This window comes from Actinophytocola sp., assembly GCF_036402745.1.
In the GTDB taxonomy this organism is placed as follows: domain Bacteria; phylum Actinomycetota; class Actinomycetes; order Mycobacteriales; family Pseudonocardiaceae; genus Actinophytocola.
Genome location: NZ_DASWSJ010000095.1, coordinates 1 through 24116 on the forward strand (window position 1 = coordinate 1; position 24116 = coordinate 24116).

18 protein-coding genes are annotated in these 24116 nt (G+C 72.1%); all 18 read right to left on the reverse strand.

Annotation, left to right across the window (positions count from 1 at the left end; all coding sequences use genetic code 11):
- The coding region (locus VGD70_RS09240; RefSeq protein ID WP_331080105.1) for a thymidine phosphorylase at window positions 1-960 on the reverse strand (960 nt) is incomplete at its 3' end.
- A complete protein-coding gene (locus tag VGD70_RS09245; protein WP_331080107.1) occupies window positions 957-1376 on the reverse strand; it encodes a cytidine deaminase in 420 nt (139 codons plus the stop codon). The genes VGD70_RS09245 and VGD70_RS09240, both read right to left, overlap by 4 nt.
- Window positions 1360-2652, reverse strand: a complete 1293-nt coding sequence (locus tag VGD70_RS09250; protein WP_331080108.1) for an ABC transporter permease — start codon at window positions 2650-2652, stop codon at window positions 1360-1362. Before VGD70_RS09250 ends, VGD70_RS09245 begins: the two co-directional genes overlap by 17 nt.
- Window positions 2653-2782: 130 nt before the next feature.
- Entirely contained in the window at window positions 2783-3883 is a 1101-nt protein-coding gene (locus VGD70_RS09255; RefSeq protein WP_331080110.1) for an ABC transporter permease, read from the reverse strand.
- Window positions 3884-3917: 34 nt separating this feature from the next.
- Window positions 3918-5534: an ABC transporter ATP-binding protein gene (locus tag VGD70_RS09260; protein WP_331080112.1), complete on the reverse strand. Its 1617-nt coding sequence runs from the start codon at window positions 5532-5534 to the stop codon at window positions 3918-3920.
- A gap of 80 nt (window positions 5535-5614) precedes the next feature.
- On the reverse strand, window positions 5615-6769 hold the full coding sequence (locus VGD70_RS09265) for a BMP family ABC transporter substrate-binding protein (protein WP_331080114.1): 1155 nt from the start codon (window positions 6767-6769) through the stop codon (window positions 5615-5617).
- 226 nt (window positions 6770-6995) lie between these two features.
- Entirely contained in the window at window positions 6996-8183 is a 1188-nt protein-coding gene (locus tag VGD70_RS09270; protein WP_331080116.1) for a saccharopine dehydrogenase family protein, read from the reverse strand.
- 58 nt (window positions 8184-8241) lie between these two features.
- On the reverse strand, window positions 8242-8592 hold the full coding sequence (locus VGD70_RS09275) for a hypothetical protein (RefSeq protein WP_331080118.1): 351 nt from the start codon (window positions 8590-8592) through the stop codon (window positions 8242-8244).
- A gap of 100 nt (window positions 8593-8692) precedes the next feature.
- A complete protein-coding gene (xylB, locus tag VGD70_RS09280; RefSeq protein ID WP_331080119.1) occupies window positions 8693-10120 on the reverse strand; it encodes a xylulokinase in 1428 nt (475 codons plus the stop codon).
- A 69-nt stretch (window positions 10121-10189) separates the two neighbouring features.
- Window positions 10190-11035 carry a sugar phosphate isomerase/epimerase gene (locus VGD70_RS09285; protein WP_331080121.1) on the reverse strand — a complete coding sequence of 282 codons (846 nt, stop codon included), beginning with the start codon at window positions 11033-11035 and terminating at the stop codon, window positions 10190-10192.
- 57 nt (window positions 11036-11092) lie between these two features.
- Window positions 11093-12097 carry a sugar phosphate isomerase/epimerase family protein gene (locus tag VGD70_RS09290; RefSeq protein WP_331080123.1) on the reverse strand — a complete coding sequence of 335 codons (1005 nt, stop codon included), beginning with the start codon at window positions 12095-12097 and terminating at the stop codon, window positions 11093-11095.
- Window positions 12094-13521 (reverse strand): nucleotide pyrophosphatase/phosphodiesterase family protein, encoded by a 1428-nt coding sequence (locus tag VGD70_RS09295; protein ID WP_331080125.1) that lies wholly within the window; start codon window positions 13519-13521, stop codon window positions 12094-12096. Before VGD70_RS09295 ends, VGD70_RS09290 begins: the two co-directional genes overlap by 4 nt.
- Before the next feature lie 359 nt (window positions 13522-13880).
- Window positions 13881-15044: a metabolite traffic protein EboE gene (gene eboE / locus VGD70_RS09300; RefSeq protein WP_331080127.1), complete on the reverse strand. Its 1164-nt coding sequence runs from the start codon at window positions 15042-15044 to the stop codon at window positions 13881-13883.
- The gene (locus VGD70_RS09305; RefSeq protein ID WP_331080129.1) at window positions 15041-15907 is read right to left on the reverse strand and encodes a TatD family hydrolase; all 867 of its coding nucleotides are present in this window, start codon (window positions 15905-15907) and stop codon (window positions 15041-15043) included. The genes eboE and VGD70_RS09305 overlap by 4 nt, the downstream gene beginning before the upstream one ends.
- Complete coding sequence (locus tag VGD70_RS09310) at window positions 15904-17388, reverse strand: EboA domain-containing protein (protein WP_331080131.1); 1485 nt, start codon at window positions 17386-17388, stop codon at window positions 15904-15906. The genes VGD70_RS09305 and VGD70_RS09310 overlap by 4 nt, the downstream gene beginning before the upstream one ends.
- Window positions 17385-18239: an SCO3242 family prenyltransferase gene (locus VGD70_RS09315; RefSeq protein WP_331080133.1), complete on the reverse strand. Its 855-nt coding sequence runs from the start codon at window positions 18237-18239 to the stop codon at window positions 17385-17387. Before VGD70_RS09315 ends, VGD70_RS09310 begins: the two co-directional genes overlap by 4 nt.
- On the reverse strand, window positions 18236-19423 hold the full coding sequence (locus VGD70_RS09320) for an inositol-3-phosphate synthase (RefSeq protein ID WP_331080135.1): 1188 nt from the start codon (window positions 19421-19423) through the stop codon (window positions 18236-18238). Before VGD70_RS09320 ends, VGD70_RS09315 begins: the two co-directional genes overlap by 4 nt.
- Window positions 19424-19531: 108 nt before the next feature.
- The gene (locus VGD70_RS09325) at window positions 19532-24037 is read right to left on the reverse strand and encodes a ThuA domain-containing protein (protein ID WP_331080137.1); all 4506 of its coding nucleotides are present in this window, start codon (window positions 24035-24037) and stop codon (window positions 19532-19534) included.
- Window positions 24038-24116: the final 79 nt, after the last annotated feature.

Here is a 24116-nt window from a genome sequence, read left to right on the forward strand (position 1 = left end):
CGCCGAAGGGTCCCCGCCCTGCGCCGAGATCATCGCGCACCACGTCTCGTACGCCTGGCCCGACGCCAGGACCGCGGCCGGGTCCGCCGAGACCCCCGCCAGCGACAGCATCTCCGACGCCAGCGCGACAGTCAGCGCGACGACATCGGCCGGCCCGCCGCCCTGCAGGACCTCGACCGACTCCGCCACCTCGACGGCGTTCCCGACCGCCCGGCCCAGCGGTGCCGACATGTCCGTGATCAGCGCCGACACCCGCTGCCCGTGCTCGACGCCGATCGCCACCATCGCGGCGGCGAGGGCCCGGCCCGACTCGAGATCCGGCATGAACGCGCCCGAGCCGACCTTGACGTCGAGCACGAGCGCGCCGGCGCCCTCGGCGATCTTCTTCGACATGATCGACGACGCGATCAGGGGCAGGGACTCCACCGTCGCCGTGACGTCGCGGAGCGCGTACAGCTTCCGGTCCGCGGGCGCGAGCCCCTCGGTCGGCGCGCAGATCACCGCGCCCACCGACGCGAGCTGCGACCGGATCTCGTCGGACGACAACGAAGCACGCCACCCGGGGATCGACTCCAGCTTGTCCAGCGTGCCGCCGGTGTGGCCGAGGCCGCGGCCGGACAGCTGCGGCACGGCCGCCCCGCACGCGGCCACCAGCGGCGCCAGCGGCAGGGTGATCTTGTCGCCGACGCCACCCGTCGAATGCTTGTCGACCGTGGGGCGGCCCGACGGCCAGGAGAGCCGCTCGCCCGAGTCGATCATCGCGCGGGTCCAGCGGGCGGTCTCCGCGGACGTCATGCCGCGCAGGAAGATCGCCATCGCGAGCGCCGACATCTGCTCGTCCGCGACGTCGCCGCGGGTGTAGGCGTCGACCACCCAGTCGATCTGCTCGTCGGACAGCCGGCCGCCGTCGCGCTTGGTGCGGATGACGTCGACGGCCGAAAACGCGGGAACAGGCGTCACGGCAGGTCTTCCGGGCCGAACGCGTGCGGCAGCAGGTCCCGCATGACCATGGGACCGGCCGGCGTGTCCAGCAGGCACTCCGGGCCGCCGAACTCGTAGAGGATCTGCCGGCACCGCCCGCACGGCATCAGCAGCTCACCCGCGCCGCTGCGGCACGCGACCGCGGTGAGCCGGCCACCGCCGGTGAGCCGCAGCTGACCCGCCATCGTGCACTCGGCGCAGAGCCCCAGCCCGTACGACGCGTTCTCCACGTTGCAGCCGACGACGAGCCGGCCGTCGTCGACCAGCGCGGCCGCGCCCACCCGCAGCCCGGAGTACGGGCAGTAGGCCTGTGCGGCCGCACCGATCGCGGCCTCGCGGAGCTTGTCCCAGTCCACCGTGTCGTCCACAGTGGAGAGGCTAGTCGCCCTCACCACGCCGGTAGGGCATCCCGTCCGCGGCCGGCGGGCGCAGCCGCTGCGCGGCCAGGGCCAGCACCACCAGCGTGATGATGTGCGGCGTGTACGGCAGGAACTCCGTCGGCAGCTCGTCGGTGGCGTAGTACAGCGCGTACACCGCGACCGCGCCGACCGCGGCCAGCGCGGCCACCGTCCAGCGCCGCCGGACCAGCTGCCAGATCACCAGCACCCCGGCCGCGATCACCGCCGCGTACAGCAACGCGTGCACGGTCTGCGGCCCCGACGACAGGCGCAGCCCGTCCGCGTAGCCGAACAGGCCGGCGCCGGCGAGCGTGCCGCCCGGCCGCCAGTTGCCGAAGATCATCGCGGCGAGGCCGATGAACCCGCGGTTCGCGGTCTGCCCCTCGGAGTAGATGGCCGGGCTGGAGCCGAGCACGAGCGCGGCGCCGCCGATGCCGGCGAGCGCGCCGGACACCACCACGGCGACGTACTTGTGCAGGTAGACGTTGACGCCCAGCGACTCCGCGGCCACCGGGTTCTCCCCGCACGAGCGCAGCCGCAGGCCGAACCGGGTGTGCCAGAGCACGAAGTACGTCGCGATCACCAGCAGGATCGCCAGGATCAGCACCGGCGACACCCGCGTCACCAGGCCGCGCACCAGCCCGGCCACGTCCGAGATCACCGCGCGCTGCTGGTTCTCCAGGTCGCCCAGCCAGTCGGCGAGCGGCTGCGCGGAGAACGTGTCGAACCGCTGGATCGGCGGCGAGTCCCGCGGGTTGCTCGACAGCGGCTCGAAGATCAGCGTCGACAGGTACTTCGTGACGCCGGCGCCGAGCAGGTTGATCGCGACGCCGGACACGATGTGGTTGACGCCGAAGGTGACCGTGGCGACCGCGTGCAGCAGGCCGCCGAGCGCGCCGAGGACCGCGCCGCACAGCACCGCGACCCACGGGCCGCCGTGCAGGCCGCCCCACGCCGCACCCCAGGTGCCGAGGATCATCATGCCCTCGAGCCCGATGTTGATCATGCCCGAGCGCTCGGCCCAGATGCCGCCGAGACCACACAGCAGGATCGGCAGCCCGAGGGTCACCGTGTTCTGCATCGTCGAGGACGAGGTCAGCGCGGGCTCGTTGGTGAGGTAGGACGTGGTGGTGAGCACGCCGACCACACCCACGACGCCGATCGCGAAGATCGCCCAGCCGGGCAGCACCCGCCGGCGCGGCGCCGCCGGCATCGTCATGCCGGCCGCACCCGGCGCGCCCGGCAAGCCAGGCTGCACGTCGACCATGCTCATGACGACCCCTCGCAGGCTCCGTGTCGCCGCTCGCGGTCGCCCTGTATCAACGATTCACTCGCAAGCTCGCCCTGTGACACTGATTCGCTCGCAAGCTCGCCCTGTATCAATGATTCACTCGCAAGCTCGCTCATTTGGCACCCTCCGCCTCGACGGGCCCGACGGGCTCGGCCGTGCCCAAGGCCCGGCCCACTCTGCGCTGCTCGGCGGCGAGCTCGACGCGTTTGACGATCTCGTAGGCGACCACGACCGACAGCACGATCGAGCCCTGCATGATCGTCGCGATCTCGCGGGGCACGCCGACGTTGTCCAGCGCCACCTTGGCCTTCTCGAGGAACGCCCACAGCAGCGAGCCGAACGCGATGCCGACCGGGTGGTTGCGGCCCAGCAGCGCGATGCCCAGGCCCGCGAACCCGTAGCCCGAGGCGAAGTTCAGCGTGTACGCGTGGTCACGGCCGAGGATCTCCGGCATGCCGACCAGGCCCGCGACCGCGCCGGAGGCCAGCAGCGACACCACGATCATCTTCTTGGCGTTCACCCCGCCGGCCGACGCCGCGGTCGGCGACAGGCCCGAGGCCCTGAGCTCGAAGCCGAACCGGGTCCGGTCCATCACGACGCCGTACACGGCCGCGGCCACGACGGCCAGCACGACCAGGCCGAACACCGTGCCCCGGTCGCCGAAGGAGATGCCGGGCACCTGGCCGGACGCGGGGATCGGCTCGGTGGAGACGTTGTTGCCGATCAGGATGCCGAACTGGTCCCGCCGGATGAGGTAGGCGGCGAGCCCGAACGCGATCGCGTTCATCATGATCGTGGAGAGCACCTCGTGCACCCCGCGGGTCACCTTGAGGATCGCCGGCAGCAGCGCCCACAGCGACCCGGCGATCATCGCGACGATCAGGATGACGATCCAGTGCAGCGGCGCCGGCAGCACGATCGCGCCGCCGACGATCGCCGCGACCAGCGCGCCGATCCGGTACTGGCCCTCGATGCCGATGTTCAGCAGATTCATCTGGAAGCCGATGGCGGCGGCGAGCGCGGCCAGCATGTAGATGGCCGTGCTGTTGACGATGTCGACCGCGACCTGGCCCTCGCCGACCTGGCCGATCATCACGCCGAGCGCCTCGAGCGGGTTGGCCCCGGAGATCAGCAGCACGACCGCGCACAGCAGCGCCGAGAACGCGATCGCGAGCGCCGGTGCCAGCAGCGACGAGCGCAGCTTCGCCGTCATGACGCCGCCTCCGCGGAGATGAGTACGTCGGCGGTCACAGCTTCTCTCCTTCGGTGGAGGAACCGACGGCCGCGCCACCGGGTGCGACCGGGTCGGCGGTGGGGTCGGTGACGAGCTGGCCCTCGGCGTCGACCTCGCCGGCGCCGGTCATCGCGGAGCCGAGGTCCTCGGGTGTCACGGTGGCCGGGTCGGCGTCGGCGACGAACCTGCCGCGCAGCATGACCTTGATGGAGTCGGACAGGCCGATCAGCTCGTCGAGGTCGGCGGAGACCAGCAGCACCGCGAGCCCGTTGGCGCGCGCGTCGCGGATGTGGTCCCAGATCGCGGCCTGCGCGCCGACGTCGACGCCGCGGGTCGGGTGCGAGGCGATCAGCAGCACCGGGTCGCCGGAGAGCTCCCGGCCGACCACGAGCTTCTGCTGGTTGCCGCCGGACAACGACGCGGCGGCGACCTCGATGCCGGGGGTGCGCACGTCGAAGGCCTCGACGATGCGCCGGGTGTCGGCCCGCGCGCCGGCGAGGTCGAGCAGCATGCCGTTCGCGACCGGGGGTCTGGTCTGGTGGCCGAGGATCCGGTTGGCCCACAGCGGCTGGGTGAGCAGCAGCCCGTGCCGGGTGCGGTCCTCGGGGATGTAGCCGATGCCGGCCTCGCGCCGGGCGAGCGTGCCGGACCTGGTCAGGTCGCGGCCGTCGAGGAAGATCTTGCCGGCGGCCGCCTTGCGCATGCCCATGATCGTCTCGACCAGCTCGGTCTGCCCGTTGCCCTCGACCCCCGCGATGCCCAGCACCTCGCCGGAGCGGACCACGACGTCGAGCGACTCGAGCAGCGCCCGGCCGTCCGGCGCACGCAGGGTGAGGCCCTCGATCAGCAGGACCTCCTTGTCGGTGACCGTGGAGGTGCGGGTCTCCGGGCTGGGCAGCTCGCTGCCGACCATCATCTCGGCGAGCTGGCGGGAGGTGACCGTGGCCGGGTCGACGGTGCCGACGGTGGTGCCGCGGCGCATCACCGTGACGGTGTCGGCGATCGCGCGCACCTCGTCGAGCTTGTGCGAGATGAACAGGAACGTGTAGCCGTCGTCGCGCATGGTGCGCAGGGTGTCGAACAGCTCGTCGACCTCCTGCGGGACGAGCACCGCGGTGGGCTCGTCGAGGATGACGATGCGCGCGCCGCGGTAGAGGACCTTGAGAATCTCCACCCGCTGCCGGTCGGCGACGCCGAGCCGCTCGACCAGCGTGTCCGGGTCGACGTCGAGGCCCGTGGCGCCCGCGAGCTCGCGGACCCGGGCTCTGGCCTTGCGACCGATGCCGTACATGGCCTCCGCGCCGAGGACCACGTTCTCCAGCACGGTGAGGTTGTCGGCGAGCATGAAGTGCTGGTGCACCATGCCGATGCCGGCCTTGATCGCGTCTGCGGGCGACTTGAAGCGCACGAGCTCGCCGTTGACCCCGATGGTGCCCTCGTCGGGGGCCTGCATCCCGTAGAGGATCTTCATCAGGGTGGACTTGCCGGCGCCGTTCTCCCCGCAGAGCGCGTGCACCTCGCCGGCGCGCACGGTCAGGTGCACGTCGCTGTTGGCGACCACGCCGGGGAACCGCTTGGTGATGCCGCTCAGCTCGACCGCGGGTGGCGCGCCTGGATCGCTGCCGGTCATCGAAGACACCCCTTCTCACGTCAAAGACCCGTGGGTGTGCGGCTGTCCCGCCGCACACCCACGGGCGTCACGCTGACCGGTCAGCTGCCGTTCGGCGTGTCCGAGACCTTGATGTCCCCGTTGATGATCTGCTGCTTGTACGACTCGACCCACTCCTTGGTGGTGGCGTCGATCTTGCCGCCGGAGGTGGAGTAGCCGACGCCGTCCACCTTCAGGTCGAAGACCTTCGGCAGGTTGGCGAGATCGTTGCCGGCCACCGCGGCGATGTAGTCGTACACCGCGACGTCCACCCGCTTGAGCATGGACGAGATGATCACGTCCTTGTACTCGGCGACGGTCTTCTGGTTGTACTGGTCCGAGTCGACGCCGATGGCCATCACGTTGGCCTCCTTGGCCGCGGCGAACACGCCCTTACCGGACGCGCCGGCGGCGTGGTAGACGACGTCGGCACCCTGGTCGATCAGGCCCTTCGCGGCCACCTGGCCCTTGGGGGCGTCGGTGAAGCCGGTGAGGTCGCCGGCCTCGGTGATGTACTTGGTGACCACCTTGGCGTCCGGCGCGACGGTCTTGACGCCCTGCTCGAAGCCGGCCTGGAACTTCTGGATCAGCGGCACGTTGACGCCGCCGACGAAGCCGATGGTGCAGCTCTTGCTCTTGAGCGCGGCGATGACGCCGACCAGGAACGAGCCCTCGTGCTCGGCGAAGCCCAGGAAGGTGACGTTCTTCGGGGCGTCGGGGATGAAGCCGTCCACCACGGCGAACTGGGTGTTCGGGAACTGCGGCGCGATGGCCGCGGTCGCCTCGGAGTACGCGAAGCCGACGCTGACGACCGGGTTACGGCCCTCGGACGCGAGCTGGCGGAGCCGGGTCTGCTTGGAGTCCTCGCTCTCCTGGTCGGTGGCGGTGAGCTCCTTGGTGTTCTCCTTCTTCACGCCCATGTCGGCGATGGCCTTGTCGAGGCCGGCCGCAGCCGAGTCGTTGAACGAAGCGTCGCCGCGACCGCCGATGTCGAAGGCGAGCCCGACCTTGAGCTTGCTGCCGTCGATCGTCGCGCCGGTGGCACTGGAGGTCGAACCCCCCGTCGCGGCGGCCGGCTTGTCCACAGTCTGGCAACCCTGGGCGGCGCCGTTCCCGCCCGAGTTGTTCGAGGATCCCGAATCCTTCGCACACCCGACCACGGACAGCACGCTGGTCAGTGCGATCGCGGTGACCGCGACTCCCCGCTTGAAGCGCAAGGCTTTCTCCCTCCCGGCTTCTCACGCCCGGTACACACCGAACGCAAACTTATTCGCGAGACCGTACTCTGCGGCCCGGCCCGCGCTGCCGTCACGTAGACGCGCGTGACCCAATCGTTTTCGCGTTCGGCCCGAGGCACACGCAACGTGATCGTTCACGTGCGGTCAGCTGATCCGGTAGGGCCATTCGTCCTACTTGCCCGGAAGGCGGGCCGGCGGCGCGGGGTCAGACCTTCGGGCGCTCGTCGACCACGCGGAAGGTGAGGCCGGCCCGCTTGAGCCGGTCGATCAGCCGGTTGCCCATGGCGACCGCGGTGGTGACCTGGCCGGCGGTCTTCGGCAGGTCGTCGAAGGCCAGCGACAGCGCCGACTCGGCCAGCATCTTCGACGTCTCGCCGTAGCCGGGGTCGCCGCCGCTGACCTCGGTGAGCACCCGGCGGCCACCGCCCTCGGCGACGAAGCGGACGCGGAACCACGACTTCTCCCGCTGCTCGGCGGTGGGCCCGTCGCCGGACTCCATGCGGCCCAGCAGCCAGCGCCGGGCCGGCGGGAGCTGCGCCGCCAGCACCGCCGCGCCGACCCCGCCGACGATGGCGGCCGCGGCCGGGAGCGTGCGGACCGCGAGGTTGTGCCCGTAGGAGAAGTCGGGGCCGTAGCGGTCCAGCGCCCTGGCCGAGCGCAGCACCACCTGCGGGTCGATGACCGGCGCCGGCACCACCCACGAGCCGACGATCTCCTCGTGCCGGGGCAGGCCCTTGACGCCGTGCACCTTCCGGCCCTTGGGCCGGCCCTCGACCCGGCGGCGCTGGGCGGCGATCGAGGCCATCTTCCGGACGCGGGAGAACGCGGTGACCGCCGAGTGCATCGTGCCCGCGGACCAGGAGGCGGAGGCGGACACGTACCCCTGGACCGTGATCGGCACGTCCTCGGGCAGCTGCTGCACCGTGTAGTAGACGCCGAGGTCGGCGGGGATGGAGTCGAACCCGCAGCAGTGCACGAGCCGCGCCCCGGTGGCGACCGCCCTGGCGTGGTAGCCGAGGTACATCCGGTCGACGAACTCGGGCTCACCGGTGAGGTCGAGGTAGTCGGTGCCCTCCTCGGCGCACGCGGCGACGAGCGGCTCCCCGAAGGCGAGGTACGGGCCGACGGTGCTGACGACCACGCGGCTGCGGGCCGCGAGCGCACGCAGCGAGGTGGGGTCGGTGACGTCGGCGCGCAGCAGCTCCAGGCCGGCACAGGCCGGGTTGATCCCGGCGAGCCGGGAGCGCAGTGCCTCCAGCTTGGCCGTGCTGCGCCCGGCGACCGCCCAGCGGCAGCCGTTGGGCGCGTTGGCCGCGAGGTACTCGGCGGTCAACGCGCCCGTGAACCCCGTCGCGCCGAACAGAACCACGTCGAACTCGCGGCCCACTGACATCCCGCACTCCCTCCTCGCGGGCAGCCCTACCCACGGGTAGGCCCGACGATACCGAGCGTCAGGTCCAGAAGACCGCGAGCCCGACGTTGAGCACGACCAGCCCGCCGAGCGTCGGGGTGAGCCACTTGGGCGCGGGGACGCGGCGGATCACGTAGGTGAGCGCGAGGCCGGCGATCACCAGCAGCACCAGCAGCTTGATGCCCAGCTTGGCGTTGATGTAGTGGGCGTGGGTGAGCGGGGCCAGCAGCTGCAGCGCGAGCCCGGTGACCAGCTGCAGCGCGGCGCCGTGCAGCCACCCGACGTTCAGCGGCGAGCCGGGCTCCGCGCGCCGGGAGAGGAGGAACATGCCGACGAGGATGGCCATACCGAGCAGGTGCAGGAACACCAGCAGCAGCCGGACGAAGTCCACGAAGCGATCTCCTTGGATCGGCCAGGCCGGGTCAGCCCGAGGGTAGGAGCAGTTCTAGCAGGCGCACCACGACGATCACGCACCGCCGCAGGATCTCGCGCTACGGGCGGGAAAGGATCTTGTCCCGGGCCTCGGCGTAGCGCTCCCGCAGGCCGGGGGTCGGGTCGCCCTCCACGCGGTCCACCGAGCCCAGCCGCCAGCGCGGCGGGTTGTCCGTGCCGGTCAGCGCCCAGGCCGCCTGGCGGGCCGCGCCGTCGGCCACGTACTCGCCCGGTTCCGGGACCAGGACCGGGCGGCCGAGCACGGTCGGCGCGATGCGGCGTACCGCGGCCGAGCGGGCGCCGCCGCCGATGAGGAGGACGCGGTCGGTGCGCACGTCCTGGGCGACCAGCGCGTCGAGGGCGTCGGCCAGGCCGCAGAGCATCCCCTCGACCGCCGCGCGGGCCTGGTGGGCGGGGGTGGCGTTGGCCAGGCGCAGGCCGTGCAGCGCGCCGGTGGCCAGCGGCAGGTTCGGGGTGCGCTCGCCCTCGAGGTACGGGACGAGCACGAGGCCGTCGGCGCCCGGCGGCGCGGACAGGGCCAGCTCGGCGAACCGCTCGTGGTCCACGCCGAGCATGCGGGCCGACGCGTCGAGCACCCTGGCCGCGTTCAGCGTGCACACCAGCGGCAGGAACCGCCCGGTCGCGTCGGCGAACCCGGCGACGAGGCCCAGCGGATCCGCGCTCGGCTTGTCCGCCACCGCGAACGCCGTGCCGGACGTCCCGATCGACACGACCACGTCACCCGGCTCGGCGCCGACGCCGAGCGCGGCGGCCATGTTGTCCCCGGTCCCCGCGCCGATCACCGCGCCCGGCCGGCCCGAGCCCGGGCGGACGTCGCCGGCCGCGACCCGGCCCGCCGTGTCCGACGGGCCCAGCACGGTCGGCAGCACGACCTCCTTGCCGAGCGCCGTCGTGAGGAGATCCGTCCGGTACGCGCCGGTGGCCGCCGCGTAGTAGCCGGTGCCGGACGCGTCGCCGCGGTCGGTGGTGAGCGAGGCCAGGTCGCCGTCGCCGCGCAGGCGCCAGGTGAGGTAGTCGTGCGGCAGGCACACGGCCGCCGTCCGGGCCACCGACTCCGGCTCGTGCTCGGCGAGCCAGCGCAGCTTGGTGACGGTGACCGACGCGACCGGCACCACGCCGACCGCGTCCGCCCACGCCGCCGCCCCGCCCAGCTCGTCGATCAGCGCGACGGCCGCGTCCGCCGAGCGGGTGTCGTTCCACAGCAACGCAGGCCGGACCACCGAGCCGGTCTCGGACAGGCACACCATGCCGTGCTGCTGGCCGGCGACCGAGATGGCGGCGACGTCGTCGACGCCACCCGCCCGCTCGGCCGCCAGCCGCAGCGCGTTCCACCACGCCGCAGGGTCGACCTCGGTCCCCTCGGGATGCGGTGCCGACCCGCTGCGCACCAGCGCCCCGGTCTCCGCGTCACGCACCACGACCTTGCAGGACTGGGTCGACGAGTCGACACCGGCAACCAGCGGCATGGTCAGCACCTCCGTCAACCCGATCCTAGGACCCGCCCGCCGGATCACCAGTGATCCGCCGAACCCGGCCTAGAACCGCAGGTTGGCCAAGTAGTCGTATCCGGTCTTGGCACACTTGAGCGCGTCGACCGGTTGGTCGTTCTCCACGATGTACTCCTCGACCTCGAGCGGCCGGGTGGCCCGGAAGATCCGCCGGAAGTCGATGTCGCCCTCGCCCAGGTCGGCGAAGCCGCCGTCCGGCGCGCGGTCCTTCACGTGGAACTGCTTGACCCGCCCCGCGTTGGCGTAGAAGACCCGGACCGGGTCCTCGCCGCCGGTGACGACCCAGTACAGGTCCATCTCCAGGCTGACGTTGCGGCGCGAGGTGCCCCGGGTGATCACATCGTACGGGCGCACCCCGTCGATCGGCGCGAACTCGTGGTTGTGGTTGTGGTAGCCGAACCCGAGGCCCGCCCGCCGGTAGACCTGGCCGGCCGCGTCGAGGCGGGCGGTGAACGCCTCCCACTCCGCGATCGTGTCGAACTTCGCCCACGGCACGTCGATCCGCCGGTTGCCCAGGGTCTTCGCGTCCGCGACGGCCTGGTCGAGGTCACCGTCGATGCCGACGTGCGACGAGCTCGCCCTGAGGTGGTTGCGGTCGAGGAGCCCGCGGAACTCGGCGGCGCCGCGCCCGTAGGTGCCGGCGAGCTCCACCTTGCGGTAGCCGATGTCGGCCAGCGCCGACAGCGTGTCCTCCAGGTCGGTCTCCAGGATCGAGCGCAGGGTGTACAGCTGGATGCTGATCTTGTCCTTGGGCACCCGCAGCACCCGGTGGTCGCCACCGGCGCTCGCCACGCCCGGCAGCGCGCTCATCGCGCCCGCCGCGAACGCGACACCGGCTGCGCCTCGCAGCATCGCCCTTCTGGAAACGGCCATGACAGATCCCTCCGTTGGAATGTGTGCAGGGTCGGTTGGAACGTGTGCAGGGTCGACTCAGTCCTTTGTGGAGAAGGCGGCGTCGAACGCGGCCTCCGGCTTGTCGAAGAGGTGGTTGCGGATGAAGGTCACGGCCTCCTCGGCGCCGCGCAGCCGGTCCATGCCGGCGTCCTCCCACTCCACCGAGATCGGCCCGTCGTAGCCGATCGCGTTGAGCGCGCGGAACGACTCCTCCCACGGCACGTCGCCGTGCCCGGTGGAGACGAAGTCCCAGCCGCGGCGCGGGTCGGCCCACGCCAGGTGGCTGCCCATCCGCCCGTTGCGGCCGTCGAACCGCTTCTTCGTGTCCTTGCAGTCGACGTGGTAGATCCGGTCGGCGAAGTCGAGGATGAAGCCGACCGGGTCGAGGTCCTGCCAGATGAAGTGCGACGGGTCCCAGTTGAGGCCGAACGCCTCCCGGTCGTCCACCGCGGCGAGCGTCTTCTTGGTGGTCCAGTAGTCGTAGGCGATCTCCGACGGGTGCACCTCGTGCGCGAACCGCACGCCCACGGCGTCGAACACGTCGAGGATCGGGTTCCACCGGCGGGCGAAGTCGGCGTAGCCGTCGTCGATGACGTCCTGGGACACCGGCGGGAACATGGCCACGTACTTCCAGATCTTCGACCCGGTGAAGCCGACCACTGTGGACACCCCGAGCTTGGCGGCGGCCCGCGCGGTGTCCTTCATCTCCTCGGCCGCGCGCTGCCGCACACCCTCGGGCTCGCCGTCGCCCCAGATCCGGGCGGGGAGGATGTTCTTGTGCCGCTCGTCGATCGGGTCGTCGCACACGGCCTGGCCCACCAGGTGGTTGGAGATCGTCCACACCTTCAGGCCGTGCGAGGCCAGCTGCTCGAGCTTCTTCGAGACGTAGTCGTCCTCGTTGACCGCCCGGTCCACCTCGAAGTGATCGCCGGAACAGGCGATCTCCAGCCCGTCGTAACCCCACTGCGCGGCGAGCTTGCACACCTCCTCGAACGGGAGGTCGGCCCACTGGCCGGTGAACAACGTGACTGGTCGACTCATCGTCGGATTCCTTCCTGCGAAACGGACGGTAGGTCAATGCCCTGCAACCGCAACAGAAGATCACGGACATCGGTGGCGGCGAGCTTGCCGGCCGGCTCGGCCATCTCAGATCCATTGGGCACCGAGCACAGCAGCACCGGCCCGTCCTCGGCGCTCGCGGGGAGCCGGCCGTGCGAGCCGCGCACGTAGGAGGGGTCCAGCGGCACCACGTTCATCGCGTACCGCAGGCCCACCTTCTTGCGCACCAGGTTGAGCCCCGCCTTGGCCTTCACGAGCCTGTCGGCCGGGTTAAAGAACAGCTCGGCCGGGTCGTAGCCGGGCTTGCGGTGGATCTCCACGCCCCGCGCGAAGTCCGGCGCGCGCGCGTCGTCGAGCCAGTAGTAGTAGGTGAACCACGCGTCCGGCTCGGCGACCACGACCAGCTCACCCGCCCGCTCGTGGTCGATGCCGTAGCGGGCCTGCGCCTCCCGGCCGAGCACCTCGTCCACGCCGGCGAGCCCGCTGAGCAGGTCGCGCACCCGCGGGAGGTCCGCCGCGTCCGCGACGTAGACGTGTGCCACCTGGTGGTCGGCCACCGCGAACGCCCGCGACGTCCACGGGTCGAGGTACTCCATGCCGGCCTGGGTGTAGACCTCCAGCAGCCCCTCGGCCCGCAGCAGCCGGTTGATGTCGACCGGCCTGGACACGTCGGTGATGCCGTACTCGGACAGCGCGACCACGGTGGCGCCGGCGTCCCGCGAGGCGGCGAGCAGCGGGGCGAGCGCGGCGTCGACCTGGCCGGCCGCGCGCACCGCCTCGGGCGAGTCCGGGCCGAACCGCTGCAGGTCGTAGTCCAGGTGCGGGACGTAGACCAGCAGCAGGTTCGGGTGATGCTCGACGAGCACCTTGCGGGCGGCGCCGATGATCCACTCGCTGGAGGCGATCGTGGCGGTCGGGCCCCAGTACTGGAACAGCGGGAACTCGCCGAGCGCGCCGGTCAGCTCGTCGTGCAGGCTCGGCGGGCGGACGTAGGCGTCCGGCGACTTGCGGCCGTCGGCGTGGTAGATCGGCCGCGGCGTCACGGTGATGTCGGTGCTCGCGCCCATCGCGTACCACCAGCAGATGTTGGCCGCGGTGTGGTCGGGGTTGGCCGCGCGGGCGGTCTCCCACAGCTTGTCCCCGAGCACCAGCTTGTTGTGCTGGCGCCACAGGTGCACCTCGCCGACGTCGCGGAAGTACCAGCCGTTGCCGACGATGCCGTGCCGGGCCGGCAGCTCGCCGGTGAGGAACGTGGACTGGACACTGCACGTCACCGCGGGCAGCACGGTGCCGAGCTCGGCCTGCCAGCCGCTCCGCGCGAGCGCGGCCAGGTTCGGCATGTGCCGCAACAACTTCGGCGTCATCCCGACGACGTCGAGCACCACCAGCTGGGGGGCCGTGTTCATGGTTCGCTCCTCTCCTCCGCTACTCGGTGCTGAATTGTTCGCTTCGCTCCTGCGCTACTCAGTGTTGAATGGTTCGCTCCGCTCCTCCGCTACTCGCCGTCTTCCTCCATGCGATGCTCGGCGCTGGCGCGCCTGCGCTTCTCCTCCGTCCAGACGGCGAACGCTCCGTCACTCCCGCTCACGGTCCAGGCGGCCAACGCTCCGGCGCTCCCGCTCACGCGTCCAGACGGCGAACGCTCCTGTGTTGAACTGTTCGCTTCGCTCCTCCGCTACTCGCCGTCTTCCCTCCTCACGTGCTCGGCGCTGACGCGCCTGCGCGCGCTCGTCAGTCCAGACGGCGAACGCTCCGTCGCTCCCGCTCACAGTGCAGAATGGTTCGCCCTCTCTTTCGGAACGAACAGCTGGGCCGCCGCCCAGCGGAGCTCCGCGGCGATCCCCCTGATCAACGCGGTGTCCCCGCCGTTGCCGGCGGTCTCCGGCAGGACGCTCCACGTGTACGTCTCGACCTCGACGTGCGGCAGCGGACCGTCCACTGTGGACTCCAGGGCGGCGATCGCGGCGCGCAGCACGTCGGTGGTGGCCGACAGGGGGGCCGCCGGCCGCGCGTGCAGCGGCACGTGGAAGTGCACCCGCCAGGCGCGCCGCGCCGGCAGCTCCACCAGCGCCTGCGGGATGTCGTCGGCGCCGAGCACGTCGTCGGCGAACACGTCCGTGCCGGCCCGCTCGCGCACCTGGTGCAGGTAGCGCGGCTCGGTGAAGTCGGCGAGCGCGAGCCGGGCCGCCTCGGTGCCCGGCTCGTCGACCTGCAGCGCGGCCGAGGCCTGCACCTTCACCACGGACAGGCCCGCGGCGTAGACGTCGGCGACGGTCCGCGCCGGGTCGGCGAAGGACACCGCCAGGTGGCAGGTGTCCAGGCACAGCCCCACGTAGCGCGGGTCGACCCGGGGCGCGAGCCAGGCCACCGCGTCGGCGACCGAGTCGAGCACGCAGCCGGGCTCGGGCTCCACGGCCAGCCGGATGGGCCGGCCGGTCCCGCGGGCCATGCCGTCGAGCACGCCGGTGAGCTCGGTGAGCGCGGCGGCCGCCGCGTCGTCGTCGGCGCCGTCCCAGGGCGTGCGCCAGGCCAGCGGCAGCGTGGAGATGCTGCCGTAGCTCGCCGAGTCCGGCAGCAGGTCGGCGAGCACGGTGGCGCAGTCCAGCGTGTACCGGAGCCGCCGCGGGTCTGTCCACTGTGGCCGGTAGACGGCGTGCTTGACGACGTCGTCGTGGAAGCCGCCGTAGGGGAACGCGTTGAGCGTGTAGACCTCGAGCCCGCGCGCGTCGAGCTCGGCCCGCAGCCCGCGGCGCGACACCGGGTCGGCGGCCAGGCCCGCGGCGACCTCGGCGGAGAGCCACAGGCCGAGGCCGAGCACGTCCACGCCGACCAGCCGGCGCACCGGCTCGGCGTAGCGGTCGAGCTGCGCGAGCACCCCGGCCAGGTCCTCGGCCGGATGCACGTTGGTGCAGTAGGAAAGCGGCGTCATGTGCTGCCGCCGCCACGCAGCACCGAGTTGCCGGCGAACGTCTCGCCGGAGGAGGCGAAGCCGGGCAGCTCGTCGAGCACCAGCCGGTCGCTCTGCCCGTAGAACGCCACCGGGTTCTGCCACAGCACCTTGTCCACATCGGACTCGGTGAAGCCGGCGTCGAGCATGGCGAGGCCGGTCTTGTAGGTCTTCAGCGGGTCCGAGCGGCCCCAGTCCGCGGCCGAGTTGACGATCATCCGGTCGGTGCCGTACTCCTGCAGGATCGCGACCATCCGCTTCTCGTCCATCTTGGTGTCCGGGTAGATGGAGAAGCCCATCCAGCAGCCGGAGTCCGCGACCACGCCGACCGTCGGCTCGTTGAGGTGGTCGACGACGACCCGGCCCGGGTCGATGCCGGAGTCGCGCACGACGTCGATCGTGCGCCTGGTCCCGGCGAGCTTGTCCCGGTGCGGGGTGTGCACCAGCGCGGGCAGCTCGTGCTCGACCGCCATCGCCAGCTGCCGGGAGAACACCTCGTCCTCCTCCGGCGTCATCGAGTCGTAGCCCACCTCGCCGACCGCGACCACGCCGTCCTTGGCGAGGTAGCGGGGTAAGACCTCGAGCACCTCGGCGCAGCGCGGGTCGTTGGCCTCCTTGGGGTTGAGCGCGATCGTGCAGTGGTGGCGGATGCCGAACTGCGCGGCGCGGAACCGCTCCCACCCGATGAGGCTGTCGAAGTAGTCGGTGAACGACGCGACGCTGGTCCGCGGCTGGCCCAGCCAGAACGCCGGCTCGACGAGCGCACGCACCCCCGCCGCGAACATCGCCTCGTAGTCGTCGGTGGTCCGCGAGGTCATGTGGATGTGCGGGTCGAAGATCCTCACGACTGAGCCTCCAGCAGGGTCACGGCGTCCGCGGGCACGTCCCGGCCGGCGGCCCGGCGCTCCTGCGCGTAGTCGGCGACCATGCGCAGCAGCTCGGCGTCGGTGCGCCGGTTGAGATCGACGACGGCGGCCAGCGGCACGCCGACGAACAGGCACTTCAGCACGCCGTGGCGCCAGGTGTGCGCGTCCAGGTTCCGCGCGGCGAACTCCCCCATCGCGGCGGCGACGAGCCGGATGTCGTTGGCGCGCAAGGCGTCCTTCACGACGTCGAGCCCGGTCGGGACGGCCGTGTCCGGCAGCGCGACCAGGCCGCGCAGCACACCCCTGCGCTCGGCGTCGTCGCCGTAGCGGTAGAGCTCGGCCACCTCGCCGGCGAGCGTGGCGCCGTCGAGCACCTCGGCGAGCACGGCCAGCAGGCGGGTGCGGGCGAGGTCGTCGACGGTGCCGTAGACCAGGCCCTGCGGGTCGGACTCGGCGCGGAGCGCACCCCGGCCCACCTTGCGACCCACCGCCGGGAAGAGCGTGCGGATCGCCGCGGGGTCGGTGCGGACCCGTGCTTCGGCCTCCACCAGCCAGGGATGGTCCACCTTCCTCACCCACTCCAGGTCGCCGTCGTTGCCGGGCTTCGGGGCCGCCGGGCCGAGTGCGGCACGCAGCGCGCCGATCGCCCGGGCGGCCACGTCCGGCGCCGCGTGGCTGTGCCGTGGCAGCTCGACCGCCGCGACGCCGGCGTAGCCCACCTCCGCCAGCGCCGCCAGGGTCGCGGGCAGGTTGAGCTCGCCCTCGCCGAACTCAAGGTGCTCGTGGACCCCGGGGCGCATGTCGTCCAGCTGCACGTTCACGAGCAGGTCGGCGGCGCGGCGAATGCAGGTCGCCGCGTCCACCGGCTCCACCGCGACGCAGTGGCCGACGTCCAACGTGATGCCGAGCAGCTCCGGCGCGCCCAGCTCCTCGCGGAGCCGCAGCGCGTCGGACAGGTGCTCGACGAACATGCCGGGTTCCGGCTCCAGCCCGAGCCGCACACCCAGCGCGCCGGCCTCGGCCAGCACCTTCGACACCCCCGTGCGCATGCGCCGCCACGCCGTGTCGGCGTCTACTGTGGACGGTCGGATGCCCGACCAGAACGAGACGCAGTCCGCGTTCAGGTCGGCGGCGATCCGCACCGCCCGGTTGAGGAAGTCGATGCGCCGCTCGGGCTCGTCGCACACCAGCGTGGGGTGGTGCTTGCGGCACGGGTCCAGCAGGTAGCGCGCGCCGGTCTCGACCACGCAACGCAGCCCGAGCCGGTGCAGCAGGCCCGCGACCTGCTCGGTCTGCCGGGTCACGTCGGCGGCGAACGGGTCGAGGTGGCAGTGGTCGAGGGTGAGCGCGACGGAGGTGTAGCCGAGGTCGGCGATCACCCGCAGCGCGTCGTCGAGCCGGTGGTTGGCGAACCCGTTGGTGCCGTAGCCGAGGTGGTAGCCGGGCTGCAAGGCGGTCATGTCGGACTCACCTTCTTCGACAGCGCCCTGGCCACCGGCAGCGCGGCGGCGACGGCGAGCGCGCCGAGCAGCGACCCGCGGCGCGCGGCGAGCGCGGCCTGGAGCGGGACCATGCCGTGGATGCCGGCCATCGTGGCGCGCCGGACCGTCGCGGCGGACGGGTCCTGCCGCGCGGCGTACTGGGCGCCGCCGACGGTGGCGGAGTAGAGGGCGGCGGCGGCGAGCGCGCCGAGCCGGTGCCGGGTCGAGCTCGACCGGCCGCCGATCGCGGTCATCGTGGTCAGCGCGGTGCCGGCGAGCGCGGTCGCGGCGGTGGCCGGGGAGGCGCCGTGCACCTCGCCGCGGGACAGGGCGGTGACGCCGAGCGTGTGCCCGCCGACCGCGACGGCCGCCGGCAGGGCCTGCCGGGTGCTCTCCGCGCCGGCCCCCAGCAGGACGTCGAGCGCGCGGCAGGCGGCCATCCCCAGCGGACCGGCCACAGTGGACTTGAGGACGGTGTCGTAGGCCCACACCGCGGCCGCGAGCGGGACGGCGACCCGCACCGCGTCCCGGCCGCCCCCGGCGGCGGCCAGGCCGAGCCCGGCCGCGGTCAGCCCGCCGGCCACGGCGAGCGCGCCGGCCGGGGTGATCCGCCCGGACGGGATGGGCCGCTCGGGGCGCTCCACCGCGTCGAGCTCGCGGTCGGCCCAGTCGTTGAGCGCCATGCCGGACCAGTAGAACGCCGCCGAGGACAGCGGGAGCAGCAACCGCCTGCCCCGCATGGGTTTGCCCGCCGCCGCGGCCCCGGCGACCGTGTCGCCCAGGACCGTGAGCGCGGCCGGCGCCCGGACGAGTTGCACCAGCGACCTCATGACCCCTGCCCCGGCCGGTCGCCCCCCGCCAGACCGGTGGCCCACTCGGTGAGCATCGCGGTCTGCTCGGCGAAGCGGTGCTCGTCGCTGCCGACGGGGTCCTTGAAGAAGAACGCCAGCGCACCCAGCGGGCCCTTCGCTCCCGCCGCGTGCGCTGCCGCCGTCAGCCGGGCCAGGTCCAGCACCAGCGGCGCCGCCAGTGCCGAGTCCAGGCCCGTCCACGTCAGTTGCAGGCTCATCCGCGCGCCGAGGAAGCCCTCGAACGACACGTGGTCCCACGCCGTCTTCTGCTCGCCCAGGTCCGGCACGTTGTCGATGTGCAGCGGCGCGGTGACCTCGTCGCCCAGCAGCGCGGCCAGGCCACGCGCCTTCGACTCCAGCTTGCCGCGGGCCTGCGTGGGGTCGGCGAGGTTGGCGCCGTCGCCGCCACCCAGCAGGTTCGTGCCGGCCCACGAGCGAACGCGCAGCGCGCGGGCGGTGAACATCGGCGCCAGCACCGTGCGCAGCAGGGTCTCGCCGGTCTTGCCGTCCGAGCCCGCGTAGGGCAGGCCCCGCTCGAGGGCGAGCTCGTGCAGGGCCGGCAGCCGGATGCCGGGCGACGGCGTGAAGTCCACGAACGGGCACCCGGCCAGCAGCGCCGCGTAGGCCGACAGCGAGCTCGGCGGCAGCACCGTCCGGGTGGGATCGTCCACAGCGGACCGCAGCAGGTCCAGCGAGTCGTGCTCGGGGATGTGCGGGACCGGCGGCTCGGTGGACGACACGTTGACGACCACGACCCGCGCGAGGCGGTGCCGGTCGCGGAAGTCGGCGATGTCCGCGGCGAGCCGGGCCGCCGCGGCGGCGAGCGAGCCCGAGTGCGTGCCGGGGTGGTAGCCGTCGCGGATCTCGGCGTCCGTGGCACGCAGGCCGGCGGCCGTCGCGGTGAGCACGCGGTGGGGCACCAGCCCCGAGTCCGCCAGCTGCTCGGCCCGTTTGTCCAGCGGCGTGCACACCACGTCGTGGCCGCCGACGACCAGGTTCTCCCAGGAGACCAGGCCGAGGTCGGTGAACGGCGAACGCTCGGTGACGCACCCGGTCGGCTCGATCAGCCCGGCGCGCAGCGCCAGCAGACCGGTCACCGCGGTGGTCGCCACCGACCCACGCGCTCCGACCAGCCATAAACCGGTCGGCTCGTTTGCTGCCATGTGCGGACCCCTTTCCCAGCAGTTCGGGTGACTCCGGCGGGTTGGCGGACGCTACGCTGCGCCGCCAACCCACCGGACGTTCTCACCCGGTCAGTTCTCGCCGGCGGCTCACCGAGCGTTCACCGCCTGGGGTAACACAGCGACCCCTTGGATGGAATCGATCACCGCGTTGGCGTCCCGCTCCAGGACCGTCCGCACGTCCGCGTCACCGACGAGCGTGTCGTCGGTGGCGAGCTGGACGAACGTGCCCAGGTAGCGCACCGCCTTCTTGTCGTTGCCGTTCGCCTCGGCCTTGCGGGCCTTGGTGAGCAGCGAGGACAGCTGCTTGTGCGCCGACTGGGACAGCCGGTTGGTCGCCCGGAAGCGGTCCAGCAGCTGGCCGATGTCCCGCATGGACGTCGTCGTCATGAAGGTCATCGCCTGGCTGGTGGTGTTCCCGGCCACGTCGGTGGCCGACACCGCGAACCCGTGCGTGCCGAGCGGCAGCTGGTAGAGCGCGAACGGCCGGCCGGAGGTGATCGTCTCACCGTCCAGCGCGCCGGTCACCGTGGCCAGCCCGGACGTGGCGTCCTCGGCGTGCCAGGACAGCACCAGGTCGGTGGCGTCGCCGTAGACCCGCCCGTCGGCCACCCCGGCCACCATCAGCGTGGGCCGGGTGCCGTCGATCTTGATCGTGGCGGCCTTGTCGGACTCCACGTTCCCGGCCTTGTCCCTGGCCCGGTACAGCATGGTGTGCTCGCCGTCGCCGGTCACCGTCACCGTGGTGGTGTACGGCGTGAAGGCGCCGCCGTCCAGGCTGTACTCGATCCGGTCGACACCCTGGCCGGCGTCGGTCGCCGTCAGCTGGACCGGGACCGTGCCCGGGTGCCAGCCGCCCGCGCCCGGCGGGGCGAAGGTGGCGGTGGTGACCGGTGCCGTCTCGTCCGCGATCTCCTGGATCTGGATGTTGCGGAAGAAGACGTCGTCACCGTCGCCGTGGTTCTGGATGCCGACGAACCCCTGGGTGAGGTCGCGGGCCGGGTCGGTGCTGGTGAAGTCGTTGACCAGCGTCCCGTTGAGGTAGACCTTGATGGTCTGCCCCCGCACCACGATCTCGTAGGCGTTCCACTGGCCCGGCGCCTTGAGCGCCGCGTCCCGGGCCGCGAGGTCCGCGGACTGGAACGAGTAGATCGCACCGGTGGTCCGGTCGGCCGCGTCCGTGGCGTCGATCTGGACCTCGTAGCCCTGGTTGACCCCGACCCACGGGTCGGTGCCCGGGTCCGGGTAGCCCACGAACACGCCGGAGTTGTCGTCGCCGGCGACCTTCCAGTCCAGCTTCAGGCTGTAGGCGTTGAACTCCTCGTTGTACGACAGCAGCCCGAGGCCGCCGAGCGACTTGATCGTGCAGTCGCTCCCGAGCTCGAAGCTGCCCGGCCCGGAGTGCCGCCAGTTCGCCAGGCTCGCCGCCGTGCCGTCGAACAGGGCGCGGTAGCCCTGGTCCGGCGTGAACGGCTGGCACTGGGCCGGGCCGCCGCCACCGACGACGCCCGCGCCCTGCACCTGGACGTTGTCCACGTCGAACCCGCCTGAGAACACCAGGTACAGCGGACCGGTGCCACCCGGGTCGGTGATCGGCGCCGGCGCGAGGTCGGCGTAGGTGTCCCAGCCGCCGGTGCCCGGCACCTGCACGGTCTGCACCACCGGGCCGTCGACGGCGTTCTTGTGCACGGTGATCGTGCCGCCGCCGGCACCGGAGGAGATCCGGTAGCCGATCGCGTCGACGCCGGTCAGGTTGACCGGGTCGAACTTGATCCAGTCACCGTTGTCGATGTAGCCGACCCGCTTGCCGCCGCTGGCCCCGGCCGCGTCGACGACCTGGATCCCGTTGCTCTGGGTGAAGAACTCGGCCTGCTTCAGCTTGGGCTGCAGCACGCTCTCCGCCGAGCCGGTCAGCGCGGGCGCGCCCGGTGCGCCGGTGTCGGTGTAGCTGACGTTGACGATGCCGAACACGTTGGCGTCGAGGCCGTGGCCCTCGTCCGCCGGCGTCGCGATCACGCCCTCGCAGCCGGTCGTGCGCGACAGCGGGTGCCCGTGGCTGTCGTGGCCGAGGATGTACTCCACGGTCACCTTCGAGCAGTCGACCGTGCCGTCCTCGGGGTCGGTCACCGTGACCTTGAACGGCACCGTGTCACCGAAGGCGAAGAAGCCGCCGTTCGCGGGCGTCTCCATCGTCACCGTCGGCGCCGTGTTGCCCGCGGTGACCACCACGCTCGCCGCGCCGGTGAGCCCGGACGGGTCGGTGACCGCCAGGTGCGCGGTGTACTGGCCGGGCTGGTCGTAGGTGTGGGAGACCGGGTTCTCCTCGGTGGAGTCGGTGGTGCCGTCACCGTTGAAGTCCCACGCGTAGGTGAGGTCACCGCCGTCCGGGTCGGTCGTGCCGGCCGGGTCGAACCGGACGGTCAGCGGCGCCGGGCCCGACGTCTTGTCCGCCTTGAGCGACACCTGCGGGGTGCGGTTCCCCTTGGTGTAGTCGATCCGGTAGACCGCCGAGGCGGCCGAGCCGCCGAACCACGTGTCGCCGTAGTCCAGCACGTACAGCGAGCCGTCCGGGCCGAACTCGATGTTCATCGGCCAGGACAGCGTCATCGAGTCGAAGAACGGGTTGATCGCACCCCGCTCGCCGTTGGGCCCGACGTCGATGGTCTTGATCCAGCCGCGGCCCCACTCGTAGGCGAAGTTCTTGCCGTCGAAGAACTGCGGGAACTTCGTCGGGGAGGCGAGGTTCGGGTCGAAGTGGTAGACCGGGCCCCCCATCGGGGACTCGCTGCCGGTGCCGAACTCGGGCACCGACCCGCCGTCGTAGGGGATCCAGGCCGGCTGCACCGGGGGCAGGTCGACCAGGCCGGTGTTGTACGGGCTCTCGTTCTTCGGCGCGGCACAGTCGAACGCCGCACCCGAGGTGCCGGTGGCGAAGTCGTAGTCGACGTAGGGCACGTTGTCGCCGACGCACAACGGCCAGCCGTAGTTGCCCGGCCCCTTGATCAGGTTGAACTCCACCGAGCCGCCCGGGCCGCGGGCCGGGTTCGCGGCACCCGCGTCCGGACCGTAGTCGCCGAGGTAGATCCAGCCGGTCGCCTTGTCCACGGCGAACCGGAACGGGTTGCGGAAGCCCATCGCGTAGATCTCCGGGCGGGTCTTCGCGGTGCCCGGCGCGAACATGTTCCCGCTCGGGACCGTGTAGCTGCCGTCGGCCTCCGGGTGGATCCGCAGGACCTTGCCCCGCAGGTCGTTCGTGTTGGCCGAGGAGCGCCGCGCGTCGAACGCCGGGTTGCGGTCGGGCCGCTCGTCGATCGGGGTGAAGCCGTCCGAGGCGAACGGGTTGGTGTCGTCGCCGGTGGACAGCACCAGGTTGCCGGCCCCGTCGAAGTCGATCTCGCCGCCCGCGTGGCAGCAGATGCCGCGATCGGTCCCGACCTGCATGATCTGCTTCTCGCTGGCCAGGTCGATCGTGCCCTCGGCGGTCAGCGTGAACCGGGAGAGCTGGTTGTGGCCCTTGAACGGCGCGAAGTCCGCCGCGGTGCCGTTCTCCGGCGCGTCACCGGCGGGGGTGTTCAGCGGTGGCGCGTAGTAGAAGTAGACCCAGCGGTTGGTGGCGAAGTTCGGGTCGATCGCCACCCCTTGCAAGCCGTCCTCGTCGTGGTTGTAGACGGGGATCCGGCCGGCGAGCGTGGTGTTGGCCTCCGCGGTGGTCAGGTACACCCGGCCGTCGCGCGAGGTGTGGAGCACGCCGCGGTCGGGCAGCACGGCCAGCGCGATCGGCTCGCCGGTGCTCGCCTCGCCCTTCGCCAGCGTGATCTGGTCGAAGTCCGCGTCGACCGGCGGGTCGCCCGGCACGGCGGTGTTCGGCGTGCAGTCGGCCTGCTCGATGCCGGCCGCGTACCTGATGCCGCCCGCGAGGTGGGCGAGGAACGCCGGCTCGCTGTAGGACGCGATCGTGTGACCGCCGCCGGTGTACCAGGACCGGCCCTGTTCCTGGGTGTGGCACCAGGCGATCGGGTGGTCGCCCATGGCGTCCCCGCCCGGGGCGTAGCTGCTCTCGTTGAGCGAGGCCAGGACCTTCACCGCGGTCCGCGGGTTGGTCCGGTAGTTGTACCACTCGTCGGTGCGCGTCCAGGCGTCCGGAAGCGAGGCGGTGGACGGGTGGTCGTGGGCCTCGACGTTCACGGTGGCCTGCTGGATCTGCGGGTGGGACTTGAACCACGCGCCCACGAGCTGGCCGTACCAGGGCCAGTCGTACTCGGTGTCGGCCGCGGCATGCACGCCGGCGTAGCCGCCGCCCGAGTTGATGTAGTTCTCGAACGCCGTCTGCTGCTCGGCGTTGAGCACGTCGCCGGTGGTGGACAGGAACACCACGGCGGAGTAGTGGGCCAGGTTCGCGGCGGTGAACGCGCCCGCGTCCTCGGTCGCCTCGACGGCGAAGCCGTTGTCCGCGCCGAGCGACTGGATGGCCGCGATGCCGGCGGGGATGGAGTCGTGCCGGAACCCGGCGGTCTTGGAGAAGACGAGGACGGTGGGGGCCTCGTGTGCGGCGACCGGCTCGGCCGAGGCGACCCCCAGGCCGGTCAGGAGAGCCATGACGCCGACCGCGACCCGCGAAGCGCCGCGTAGTCCCCGCCTGACCCCTGGTGGTTTCGATCGCTTGTTGTTCTTTCGG